This is a genomic window from Rhizobium sp. SRDI969, assembly GCF_025152725.1.
GTDB classification, from domain to species: domain Bacteria; phylum Pseudomonadota; class Alphaproteobacteria; order Rhizobiales; family Rhizobiaceae; genus Rhizobium; species Rhizobium leguminosarum_I.
The window spans coordinates 3,985,367-3,996,540 of sequence record NZ_CP104035.1 but is presented as its reverse complement, the minus strand read 5'-3'; the positions used below and the strand labels follow the sequence as shown (position 1 = coordinate 3,996,540).

The following is an 11,174-nucleotide window of genomic DNA, read 5'->3' as shown; positions in this document are numbered from 1 at the left end:
GGAGGTGGAGGACGAAAACCCGCATCATAGAGGAGGGCTCTCGCCGGGGCTATCGGCCACCAGGAAGGATCGATTACCAATGGGGAGGGGGTGAGCTATACGCAGAGCCAAGACTTTTACGAGTGCGTTTGCGGCTTTCCCGGCGCGAGCATCAGCTTGTCAGCCATACGCGCGAGTTCGGGCAGGGATCTGGTACCCATCTTCTGCATGACCTGGCTGCGGTGAACCTTCACGGTAATCTCGCTCACGCCTAGATCACTTGCAATTTGCTTGTTGAGTCGTCCGGTCACCACCAAAGCCATCACCTCGCGTTCCCGCGGCGTCAGGCTATCGAAACGCGCTCTGACCGTCGCCAAGGACTTTTCATTTTCAAGCCACGCGCGGTCGCGCGCCAGGCCGACGTGAACGGCATCGAGCAAATCCTGGTCTCGGAACGGTTTCGTTAGGAACTCGACCGCGCCCCCTTTCATCGCCTTGACTGACATGGGAATGTCGCCGTGCCCGGTGATGAAGACGATCGGCAACTGAATATTTTCTCGCGACAGCTCAAGCTGAAAATCAAGACCGCTTTGCCCCGGAAGGCGGACATCGAGCACGAGACAGGTCGGTCCGTTGGGTCGCCCAGATCTGATGAAGTCGCCGACCGAAGCAAGGAGGTTGACGGCAAAGCCGACGGAACGCAGCAGACCGCCAAGCGCCTCGCGGATCTCCGGGTCATCATCGATGACAATGATGGTTGCTGGCGCCTCGGTCAATCGTCAGAACTCCCAAGATGAATCGACGTTTTGGGATATATACTATCTACCCGCACTGCAGCAGCAGCGCGCCAAGCCCAACCAGCATAGGGCCGGTCACGCGATGAGAACACTCCTCCACTCTCCTTCGCTAATGCCGAAACGGGCCTTCTTTCGGACATCAGAATGCGCGATAACGACCTCGGCCACAAGGCTAGATGCGAGCGGCCGCAAAAGCGCTTGCGCGTCCAGCAGTCTGCCGTGGCTTGCCGATGCGCCACATGTCCGGCGATGAAGCGCGCGCAAGTCTTAGACAATCTATACGATTGTATAGCTTGCGACGCTTTTGTCGCCGTTCAATACTAAACCCCTCCAGTCAAGCGCGCCACAACGCTAATTCGGCACGATGCCGGCCGGCGAAGTTGGGAGGCGGCAGTGCCAATCAAGAGACCTCTGATTGCGATCGTCGACGACGACGAGTCGATGCGGGACGCTATAAAGGGGCTCATGAGGTCGATGGGATTTGACGCCGAGTCTTTTTCATCCGCTGATGATTTCTTGATGTCGCCTCATATCCGCCGCACGGCCTGCCTCGTGACGGACATCAATATGCCCGGAACGAGCGGACTCGATCTGCACCGCCGGCTCGTCGCACTGGGCAAGAGCATTCCGACTATTCTGATCACCGCCTTCCCGGAAAATAATATGGGCGCGTCAGCATTGGACGCGGATGTCGTCGGCTGCCTGACAAAACCGTTCAACGGACAGTTTTTGCTTGATTACATCCGTTCTGCGCTGGCTCCCAACGGCGAAGGCGAAAGCGGTTCTTGAGGTCGCAGAGATCTGTTGTGGGTTACACCACAAGGCCGACTTTCAGCATCTTGGAAAGAGAGGCTGTGAAGCCCGTGGTTCGTATCTCATCAAGAGCCGCAGCAAATGACTTCCGCATCTCTATCGATGCTTCGTTCAAAACCGCTTTACGCGTGCGTGCGTACCGCAGGTGGCCTCGGAAACACCAAAGCCGCCGTCCGCTCTTTGACGTAACGAGAAACAACCACCCGCAATTATCGCCTTTGCATTCCCGGATGAGGCGGCGCCCATTGCGCCCGGTGATCAAATCACTTGCCGAAACGGCGAACAGCGCAACGAGGTCGCCCGGGTCCTTAAGAGGCAGCAGCCACGTAAAACCGTCCTTGGTTTTGGATAGCACCTGCCGGGCGCGAGCCCTCTTGGCAATGTCGTGGACGATTTCGGAAGCTAGATCCGGGTAAGGCTGGCGAGCGTCTTCCGATAGGAAGAGCGTATAGATTGCTTCACGAAGGATCACCGCTTCTTTCAATGAGGCCTCGGCTCTGCGGGGGATGAGCTTTAGCAAACGCACTAAGTCCGGCCATTTGTTCTTCATCTATGAGGCCGGGCCGTGGTGCGAGGACGACGACATCATCATACGAGTGCAGGAGATCGGGTCCCCGTCGATCCCCCCGATTGTCGACCGTATTGGCGAAATCCAGGGCGGATGCCCACCGCCGTTCCGGGAAAGGTCGCAAACTGCACCCCTGACGCGCCGAGCCGGGCTCAAGGCTGAACTCAGCTCGGCATCCACCTGTCGCATCAGGTGACGTCGAAATTCCGCAGTCTCGTCCGCGCATTCGACAGACGAAGGGACAAATTGCGGGTCGAATTTCGGCCTATTCAATCGCGGTGGATCTTGACGTTTGCTGTTGCTGCCGGCTCCTCAGCCGGCCCGGCCTCATGGGGCGGCCTCTTTGCCTCCGTTGGCACTGATCAAAAAAGCCGATCCGAGATCATAGAGCGGGCAACATCTGAAATCGCCAGCTTCATCGGAACTGTCCTAGGGCATTAGGAATTACCATGATGGCCGCCTGCCATCACTCAGGAGGTGATGGCGCAGTGCCATGAGGAGCGACATGACGGGGAATGACGCACTCCGCGAGGAAATCTATCGGCTTGCCGCGGTGGCCGAAACCGACCCAGCAACAACGTCGAATTTGAAGTCGCTGGCCGTCCAACTCTGGGCACACTTCGACGAGTTCACTGTCGAGGACCTGGAAGATATACTGAGGGACGAATGGAGGACTCGCGGCCTACCGTTCAACGACAACGCGGAAATATAGTGATCGCTCAACGTCGTTCCCGGCGGCGGTGCCCCACCAACTCGGTTTATCGCCAGGCGCTCGGAACCATGTGACGCCTTTTGCGGTAGAACACACGTCATCGCCCGGCTATAAAGATATGCTGCGTTGGCTTTTTAGCGGTAACCGATGCCCAATTCTCCCGAATCCTCAGATGAAAGCGTTAGCAACTCGAGCTCGGCTCGCAATCAGACAGTAGATTCGGCAGCGCAAGCGGCCGCCTCGGATTCGCCGGGAACCATTCAAGTCGACGACCCGCAACCGCCCCATCGATCCTTTAGCCAAACTAGACGAGCCGTCGGGACGCTGTTCCGTGCGCTGCGCCAAGATCTGCAGGCAAGTTCAGCTTTGACAAAGATCAACACGGCCGCATTGGCTTGGGGGGCGAAGCTAAAGACATGGACGCCGTTCACGTCATCTCCCTACATGTGGATTACGACTGCTTTGGTCGAAGCAGGGCGCCGTTTTCGCAATCAGCATTCAAAGCCGCGTGAAAGTCGCCGCAGCGCTTCGCTCGTTGCCGGCTGGCGGAAATTCGCTGTTGGATTCGCGCTTCTTGTCTGCCTCCTCGCAGGAAGCCTGCTGGCGTGGGCACTCAAGGACGTGCCCTGGAGCGAAATCCGGGATGGAACGTTAAAGCCGGTGGTGGTGCTGGAAACCGCTGACGGGGCGCCGTTGGTGAGACAGGGACCTTATCAAGGGCCATATGCTCGATACGACCAGTTTCCGCCCCATCTGATCGATGCCGTCCTTTCAATTGAAGATCGCCGGTTCATGCATCATTTCGGCATCGATCCGAGGGGCATCGGGAGGGCGCTTCTGCGGAACCTGGAGGCGGGTTCCGTGGTGGAGGGTGGCAGCACGATCACCCAGCAGCTCATCAAGCTGCAATACCTCGACAGCGACCGAACAATAAAACGAAAGGTTCAGGAGGTTGTCATCGCGGTCTGGCTGGAGTGGAAGCTCGGCAAGAGGGAAATCCTGACGCGCTATCTCAATAGCGTCTATCTCGGCGCCGGCGCCACCGGCATGCCTGCGGCCGCGCGGATCTATTTCAACAAGGATGTCGGTGACCTCAACCTGCCGGAGTCGGCGATGCTGGCGGGGTTGCTGCGGGCGCCGAGCCAATGGAATCCCATCGACAATTTCGAAGGCGCCCGGCAGCGCACCATGGTCGTTCTCGACGCGATGGCGGCCAATGGCAAGATCACCGCACCACAAGCGGCTCAGGCCAAGACGAGCTTTGCCAGGCTGCAACCTACGACGCCCACGCCGCGCTCCGGAAGTTGGTTTGCCGACTGGATTTCGCCGCAAGCGAGCGAAATCGCCGGCTCCTCACCAGGTTCGACCACGGTGCGCACCACGCTGGTGCCGCAGTTGCAGCTGATCGCCGAAAGGGTCGTGAAAAGTGCTCTCGACAGTCAGGGAAAGACGGTCGGAGCATCGCAGGCCGCGTTAGTTGCGATGATGCCCGATGGCGCGGTCGTTGCCATGGTTGGCGGGCGTGACTACAAGGAAAGCCAGTTCAATCGTGCGGTCTCTGCGATGCGACAGCCCGGTTCTACCTTCAAGCTGTTCGTCTATTACGCAGCATTGAAGGCTGGGCTCACCTTGTCTGACCAGGTTTTGGACGCGCCAATCGACATCAATGGCTGGTCGCCTGAAAATTCCGGCGGCAGCTATCGCGGTTGGGTGACGCTTGCTGAGGCGTTCGCGCGATCGCTCAATACCGCGTCAGTGGCGCTTGCCGAAGAGGTAGGTCTGGACAATGTGATTGCCGCGGCGCGCGAACTCGGCATCGATGCGCCGCTGGCCAACACGCCGTCTCTGGCGCTTGGCACATCCGAAGTTAATCTGCTCAACCTCACCAGCGCCTATGCGTCTGTCCAGCTCGGTAGGGCACCCGTCAAGCCCTGGGGCATCATCGACTTTCAAGCGGCAGGGCAGCCTAAGGCCTTTCGAATTGGCTTACAATCAAAGCCGAATGTCGATCTTTCGCCCTACCAATCCGATCTCCTCGGCCTCCTTCAGTTGGTGGTCGAGCGCGGGACTGGACGTGGGGCAGATCCCGGCACGTTTGCGGCCGGCAAGACCGGCACGAGCCAGAACAATCGTGATGCCTGGTTCATCGGCTTCACGGAAGCGCTCGTCGTCGGTGTCTGGGTTGGCAATGATGATGACGCGCCGATGAAGGGAGTGACGGGCGGCGCCCTGCCAGCACATATTTGGCGGGATTTCATGCGCGAGGCGGCGACCGAACCGATGCTGAACGGAGTGCGATCGACAGAAGCGGCGAGCGATGGTCAAGGCGCACCGCAATCTTGCAATATAAACGCCTGCTCGCGCAGTTACCGCTCCTTTCGTCCGTCCGATTGTACTTATCAGCCATATTCCGGAAGCCGACGGCTTTGCGAAAAGTGATGCGGCCCGGCAGAGATCGAGCACCGGTCGTCCTTGCCTCACGCCTTTAGGCTGAACGTCATTGTTTAATGCGACGACCTCTTGCTGCGAGCGGTCGCGCTGCCCAGTTGCTCTGCATCCATCTGTCAACAACCTACAGCTCACACTCACCATAGACCGCAAAGAGCGTGTCTCGGATCTAGCAGAATCCGTTCAGCTTGAGGATCTTATGGGCGTCGATTGCCGCCCGGAGTTCATCTTCGGAGTTTCGATCTCCTCGGTTAGCGTCCGGATGGTGCATCTTGAGCATCAGTTTGTAGCGTCGCCTAATTTCCACAGGCGTCGCGTCCTGCGAAAGGCCAAGCGTTTCGAAAGCTTTTGCTTCCAATACCTTGAGCTTACGCTGCTGGAGATCGGCTTTCGTGGCCTGATGTCGTGCAGCAATCTTGCGTGCGTTAAGAGTTTTTGCCGTACCGGAGCGAACGGTCGAAGGAAGCGGCGTCTCTGTCGCCGGCTCAACGCGGGTCCCCCACGTCTTTCGGCTGCCGTTTGCTGCTTCCCTCTGATAGCGGGCGGTCACCGGATCAGACAGATTGCTCGCGAAATTATAACCCTTATTGTATTCCCTCGCATGTTGAGGACAGAACATCAGGTACAAACCTTCTGCATCTCGCCCAACGGGCGCACGATTGGTGCCGCCGCTTTCGCAACCGTCCCACTGGCATTTCTGCTGGTAAAGCTCGCTGAGCGGAGCTGATTTTTTGCGCGTTGGCCTCAGGCCTACGAAAATCTTCGAATCAAACGTCATCGCGCGTTATATGGCGATCTGCAGAGAGGCGGCAAGCAACCATGCAGGAGGGGTTCCTGTTTCGGCATTTTGACTTCTTGCTCGTCACCGGCCCTCAGTACCTCGCGCACTATATCCTCGTCCTGACCCGCCTCGGTGTCTGCAGCGACGGTCGTCTCGATTTCCCGTGTTCTGATGCCTGCGAAGTGTCTCCCAGGTGGCGCCTAGCAGGCTCGAGACACTGGCAGAGGTTCGGGGCGCGATGCACATCTTGACAGCCGCGCGTTCAGGACGGCAATCCAGGCGTTAACGTCCAAGGGGCGAAGTTCTCTTGAAACTTCATCGCGGACATTAAACGTATACACGTTGTGGGAGCGCCGAGCACGCCTCCACGGCGTGCTCGCTTATACTTTTCGCTGAACTCGTCGAGGCGCCGAAACCGGCAGCACAATCCGTCAACCGTTGAGGCTCCGAACAGCCGCGGCGCTAGCTCCGCCGGCAGCCCGGCGCGTAGGAAGCGCCTTGGCCGAAAGGAGTGCGTAAATGATCAGCGGAAGGCAGACCAGATAGGATATCCGGATTCCAGCATGCTCGGCAATAAAACCGAGCAGCGGCGGCGCCAGGAAGAAAACGACAAAGGTCATCTGGCCGAGGGCGGCGACGTTGAGATGCGCCGCTCGATCTATGCGCTGGGCCGCCGCCGAGACGGCGAGGGGATATACCGCACTGCAACCAGCGCCCATCAAGGCAAAGCCCGCCAGCGCGATATAGGGATGCGGCGCTCCCGATACCGCGCAGATGCCAATCGCCGAAAGAATAAGCAGCATCGTGGCGACGGCCCGCGCGCCAAACCGATCGACCAGCGGATCGACGAACAGGCGCGCCAGCGCCATGCAGAAAGTAAAGAGCGTCAATCCCAGTCCGCCAATGAAGGGCTCGACCGAAAAAACGTCGCGCATATAGATCGCCGACCAGTCGATCCCGGCACCTTCGACGAGAAAGGCCGCGATGCCGATCACGCAGAGCGGCATGAGGCCCCAGGTGGGAAGCGCTACCGGCGGTGCCTTGCCTTCATGCAACGCGATCCGCGCCGGCGCATTCCGCATGCCGGCAATCGTCCAGATACCGATGACAAGAACCGCGACAAAGGTCACGGCGAGATGGAGTTGCATCGAAATGCCGGCTTGGCGGACGATTGAGGAGACAAGTGCTGTGACGAAGAAGCCGAGGCTCCAGAAACCATGCGCTCTGTTCATCACGCCGCGTCCTAGCTGCGCTTCGATGCGGTCGATCTCAACGTTGAGATTGATCTCCAGCGCTCCGGCGAGCAGCCCCTCGACGAAAAGCACACAGAATACGACTGGCGCCGCACCGATCCAAGGCACCAGCGACAGCAGCGCAGACGTGCCGAGAACAGTAATGAATGCGGTCGTACGCGCGCCGAGCCGGGCGATCAAGGGCGAAGATAAGGTCAACGAAATTAAGGCGCCGATGGCAGCCCCTATCAGCGTTAACCCAAGCTCGGATTTATTGACGCCAAGTGCAACCTGCAAATCCGGCATCCTCGACAGCAGCGCCCCCAGCGACACAGCGAAGAGAAAGAAGCAGACATAGATCCGCTGCTGCGGCGCGATTATCATGATGCAACTCCGGGGATTGGCGCGTCCAAGCAGAACACGCGCTTATGGCGCCTGTGATGTCTATCTCACGGGGCCGGAGATCGAAACTTGTTTCTCAGTGGAGTATGGTCGAGAAATGATCTCACAACAGGGCGCAATTATTGCAGAGCGGGTTTGAAATGTCTCGAGAAAATAGCCTGAATTCTGCATTGCTTGCCTCGAACCAGAAGCGGTAATGGATCAAATGTTCCGCCTCAACCAGAAACGGTCGGCGGCCGTTCGTGACCGAAGAGCGTCACAATGGGTCTTCATCCCCACTCATTGCCGCGGCCGTTCCAATATCAGCGATGTCGCGAGTGGCGTTCGTACTCAGCGGTCGAGACAATCAGTCAGTGAAGGCCCTGCAACCTATTCCGGCGCTCGCTCAATAACTCCCGTTGAACCAAGGCCTTAGCGTGCTCGCGAAGACCGTTCGGTCCGGACAGGCCGAGTTCAATAAACCTCGTTTCTATTTCTTTGGGCATACTATTCGCTTCGTGCTGGCAAAGCCGCACCAGCCACTTCCATTCATCGTTGGTTAGCTGCGTTCGCGTGATCGTCATCTGTTTCCCCCCGGAAGACGATTATCGCAGGTTCAGAGAGAGCTGCAAGACCGATATGCTTGGAAATGCGGCGAATCCAGATCCGGCGGCACCGCGTTTTCCGTTTCGCCATTGATGAGCCGTGGGTTGGCCGTGTACACGCCTCAGCCGCCAGCCGCTCGACGACGCTAATCTGGGGTGCGTGCCTAAGTATTTCCTACCGGATGCGCGGCATGCCACCCCGACCATCGGAATGTCGGCATGCCTTCGGGACACGCCAGTTCCATAAATAAGGGTTATCCAACTCGAACTGTGTAGCGACTATTTAGTAATGCGACAGTTGGGCCAGTTAGAGATGCGACAGTCGTCGCCTCTTCATCGACTCGAGCGGAAACCCCGTCGGCAGAGAATACTTGTCGAGGATACGGTCTGAAGACCGGGGCGTTGCGGGCGCGCGACTAAGCCTCCGGAAGCGAATAGCGCGTGAGAACCGCGTCCTCGCCATCGAGGCTCACTTCGACGACCTCGTTCACCATATCCTGTGCCCCTGCCAAGTCCTGCAAGATGAGCGCAAACAGATCTCGTTGCAGCGCAGGTAGCACCTGGGGAACTATTATCACCAGACCCGCATGCAACGCCTCTTTTGCGTAGAGCTTCCGGAAGTCGCGCGCATTGTTCGTTACGAACGTGAAATCCTCTGCTACGATGCGAGGCATCAGATCCCAGTCGGTCTCGCCGCTCAGCCCCAGCCAATTCACATGAAAGCAATCGTGACCATGCACTTGCGCCACGGCGACGAGGGACGTGTGAAGGCATTCATCAATAAGAAACTTCACGAAGGTGAGCCGGAGGGCTTAGCAGCACTTTCGCTGCGAATTCGCAGACGCTTCTCAGACTTCACCTTCAGGCCCTGCTCCGAGAGCTTCCGCGGCCGTCCCCTGGCGGGATGGGCCACAGCCCAGATCTCGGCAAGCTCCACCATGCGCTCGGTGAGCGAAGGGTAACCCTCGACAATTTCCGCGGTGCTTGCGCCCTGGGTCTTCATCGCGGCAATCGTTCGCACTGGAACACGGGTTCGCTTGAACACCGGCTCGCCGCCCACGACGCCCTTCACACTCTGGATCATTCGTTCAGCTTCTCGAAGCGCCTCGGCACGTGCGGCCAGTTGCTCCCTTGCCCGCGCGACATCGACGATAAGATAGTCGTCCGCCCTAACGGTATCGGCATTCGGGTTCTGGTCTATGGTATCAAAAAGACGTTTGCGGCGCTCGGCGGACAAGATCGATCCGACGCCATACCAGAGCTTCAACCGAAGCAGATCCTCATCAGTAAGCGCTCTACCCTTGCCGCCGATGAGATGAGTCGCGATGATCCGCTTGTCGATCGCATTGTGCACCGACTTCACAGCGATCCCGCTGACTGCTGCGGCCTCGGCGGGCGTGTAGGCGTACGATGCGTTGGCCATAATCATTCTCCTTGAGGAGAATATATAATGCAGGTGCCGTCCCCGGTAAAGATCGACCGAGCGTTTCGATCTCGCTTCTAGTCAGCTTGTTGGTGGGCACTTCTTCTCAAGCGGCCGTTCGGTCACACGAAACAGTGTTTCCGCCCAGGCGAGGGACTTGCTTGCGCCGGATCGTCACTTGGATGCCTTGAAGATCAAGAGCCGGGAATTTCACAAGATTGGCTCTCGCTGAGTGTTGTAATTGCACGGCTATCGGTTCTGCTGCCATCAAGGCGTGCATCGATGGTTTTCGCAATGGCGGCTGAAACAATGCCAAACGAAGGCTCTGCACCCTCGTTGAGCCGTGACATCACTCTCGCCTTGCCTGAAAGCTGTGATCGGCTGACCGCCAATGCCATGCCGGTAAGTGGAACGAGCGCACAATTGCGGTAAGATGTTTCGTTTCCGGTTCTTGAGGTCCAATGTCTGACGTCGATTGGTTAAGCCATCTCCTGCAAATCGTCACGGTAACCGGTCAGCTCGAGGTGCGCTGTGCCTATGGTACGCCGTGGCGTCTGACGTGGAGCCGGGCGGCGGCGAACGAAATTCCCTACCACGTCATCGTCAAGGGCCGGGCCATCTTCGAGGATCCGGAGACGCGAACGGCGAGGGAGCTGGTGAGCGGGGATATCGTGCTGCTTCCTCACGGTGCGGCGCACGTGCTTCACGACGGTAGCGGACAAACGCCAATCCCCACCCAGCAGCGCAAAGGCTCTGCCGGATGGATGTTGAGCGAGAACGACAGTCAGGGCGAGCAACTCGATTTGTTGTGTGGGCGATTTTTCATTGCACCGCCCCACGATCGGCTGATCCGCAATTACCTGCCTACGAACCTTGTGGCGCGAACGATCGGCGGCCTCGGAAAAGACGGTATCGGATCGGCTGCCGATCAACTGGCCAGCCTGGTGGGACTGATGCGGATGGAGTCTGCCGGCGACCGCGCAGGAGGGCGGGCCGTTCTCAACGCCCTTTCTTCGGCCCTGTTCACGCTGGTGCTGCGAGCGGCGAGCGAATCCGACAAAGCTCCCGAAGGCTTGTTGGCCCTGGCCGGCCACCCGCGATTGGCTCCGGCAATTGCCGCCATGCTCGCCGATCCGGCCCAGCCATGGAAACTGCCCGATCTGGCGGACTTGTGTGGCATGTCACGCGCCACATTCATGCGGCACTTTCAGGACAGGCTGGGTTGCTCCGCGCTCGACCTGTTGACCGATCTCCGCATGAGTTTGGCCGCCAACGAGCTAAAGAAGCCAGCAATCAGCACCGAGGCTGTGGCCGAAACAGTCGGCTATCAATCTGTCTCGGCATTCCGTCGTGTATTTACTGAGAGAATGGGAATGACCCCCGGGGAATGGCGCCGACAAGCGCATACCGGACCGGCACGCGGCGAGGAATGATC

Annotated in this window: 11 protein-coding genes; 4 read left to right on the top strand and 7 right to left on the bottom strand. The window is 58.6% G+C overall.

Annotation, left to right across the window (positions count from 1 at the left end; genetic code table 11):
- Positions 1–116: 116 nt before the first annotated feature.
- The gene (locus N2A41_RS19790; protein ID WP_170258927.1) at positions 117–755 is read right to left on the bottom strand and encodes a response regulator transcription factor; all 639 of its coding nucleotides are present in this window, start codon (positions 753–755) and stop codon (positions 117–119) included.
- Between the two features lie 414 nt (positions 756–1,169).
- Between N2A41_RS19790 and N2A41_RS19785 the strand changes: the two genes are divergently transcribed.
- The gene (locus N2A41_RS19785) at positions 1,170–1,565 is read left to right on the top strand and encodes a response regulator transcription factor (RefSeq protein ID WP_170258925.1); all 396 of its coding nucleotides are present in this window, start codon (positions 1,170–1,172) and stop codon (positions 1,563–1,565) included.
- Between the two features lie 22 nt (positions 1,566–1,587).
- Here N2A41_RS19785 and N2A41_RS19780 read toward each other — a convergent pair whose 3' ends face one another.
- Positions 1,588–2,139 carry an ABATE domain-containing protein gene (locus tag N2A41_RS19780; RefSeq protein WP_260109521.1) on the bottom strand — a complete coding sequence of 184 codons (552 nt, stop codon included), beginning with the start codon at positions 2,137–2,139 and terminating at the stop codon, positions 1,588–1,590.
- 523 nt (positions 2,140–2,662) lie between these two features.
- On the opposite strand from N2A41_RS19780, the gene N2A41_RS19775 reads away from it, so the two are divergent.
- Positions 2,663–2,869 carry a hypothetical protein gene (locus N2A41_RS19775; RefSeq protein ID WP_026154474.1) on the top strand — a complete coding sequence of 69 codons (207 nt, stop codon included), beginning with the start codon at positions 2,663–2,665 and terminating at the stop codon, positions 2,867–2,869.
- Between the two features lie 147 nt (positions 2,870–3,016).
- Positions 3,017–5,308: a PBP1A family penicillin-binding protein gene (locus N2A41_RS19770; RefSeq protein WP_260109520.1), complete on the top strand. Its 2,292-nt coding sequence runs from the start codon at positions 3,017–3,019 to the stop codon at positions 5,306–5,308.
- Between the two features lie 178 nt (positions 5,309–5,486).
- Here the strand turns inward: N2A41_RS19770 and N2A41_RS19765 are convergent, their stop codons facing one another.
- The 5 genes from N2A41_RS19765 to N2A41_RS19745 all read right to left on the bottom strand — a co-directional run bounded on the left by N2A41_RS19765 (position 5,487) and on the right by N2A41_RS19745 (position 10,089).
- Complete coding sequence (locus N2A41_RS19765) at positions 5,487–6,095, bottom strand: J domain-containing protein (protein ID WP_222386950.1); 609 nt, start codon at positions 6,093–6,095, stop codon at positions 5,487–5,489.
- Positions 6,096–6,529: 434 nt separating this feature from the next.
- Complete coding sequence (locus N2A41_RS19760) at positions 6,530–7,714, bottom strand: MFS transporter (protein WP_170259929.1); 1,185 nt, start codon at positions 7,712–7,714, stop codon at positions 6,530–6,532.
- 1,018 nt (positions 7,715–8,732) lie between these two features.
- Positions 8,733–9,110, bottom strand: coding sequence for a DUF5615 family PIN-like protein (locus N2A41_RS19755; RefSeq protein WP_131643049.1), 378 nt, complete (start codon positions 9,108–9,110; stop codon positions 8,733–8,735).
- The gene (locus N2A41_RS19750; protein WP_222351348.1) at positions 9,107–9,739 is read right to left on the bottom strand and encodes a DUF433 domain-containing protein; all 633 of its coding nucleotides are present in this window, start codon (positions 9,737–9,739) and stop codon (positions 9,107–9,109) included. Before N2A41_RS19750 ends, N2A41_RS19755 begins: the two co-directional genes overlap by 4 nt.
- 194 nt (positions 9,740–9,933) lie before the next feature.
- Positions 9,934–10,089 (bottom strand): hypothetical protein, encoded by a 156-nt coding sequence (locus N2A41_RS19745; protein WP_260109519.1) that lies wholly within the window; start codon positions 10,087–10,089, stop codon positions 9,934–9,936.
- 111 nt (positions 10,090–10,200) lie between these two features.
- On the opposite strand from N2A41_RS19745, the gene N2A41_RS19740 reads away from it, so the two are divergent.
- Positions 10,201–11,172 carry an AraC family transcriptional regulator gene (locus tag N2A41_RS19740; RefSeq protein WP_260109518.1) on the top strand — a complete coding sequence of 324 codons (972 nt, stop codon included), beginning with the start codon at positions 10,201–10,203 and terminating at the stop codon, positions 11,170–11,172.
- The last annotated feature ends 2 nt before the right edge of the window (positions 11,173–11,174 follow it).

Excerpts from the sequence above, each read along its gene's own strand:
- N2A41_RS19775 (WP_026154474.1), top strand. The coding sequence starts at position 2,663 with ATGACGGGGAATGACGCACTCCGCGAGGAAATCTATCGGCTTGCCGCG.
- N2A41_RS19760 (WP_170259929.1), bottom strand. The coding sequence starts at position 7,714 with ATGATAATCGCGCCGCAGCAGCGGATCTATGTCTGCTTCTTTCTCTTC.
- N2A41_RS19765 (WP_222386950.1), bottom strand. The coding sequence starts at position 6,095 with ATGACGTTTGATTCGAAGATTTTCGTAGGCCTGAGGCCAACGCGCAAA.
- N2A41_RS19750 (WP_222351348.1), bottom strand. The coding sequence starts at position 9,739 with ATGGCCAACGCATCGTACGCCTACACGCCCGCCGAGGCCGCAGCAGTC.
- N2A41_RS19770 (WP_260109520.1), top strand. The coding sequence starts at position 3,017 with ATGCCCAATTCTCCCGAATCCTCAGATGAAAGCGTTAGCAACTCGAGC.
- N2A41_RS19780 (WP_260109521.1), bottom strand. The coding sequence starts at position 2,139 with ATGAAGAACAAATGGCCGGACTTAGTGCGTTTGCTAAAGCTCATCCCC.
- N2A41_RS19740 (WP_260109518.1), top strand. The coding sequence starts at position 10,201 with ATGTCTGACGTCGATTGGTTAAGCCATCTCCTGCAAATCGTCACGGTA.
- N2A41_RS19745 (WP_260109519.1), bottom strand. The coding sequence starts at position 10,089 with ATGTCACGGCTCAACGAGGGTGCAGAGCCTTCGTTTGGCATTGTTTCA.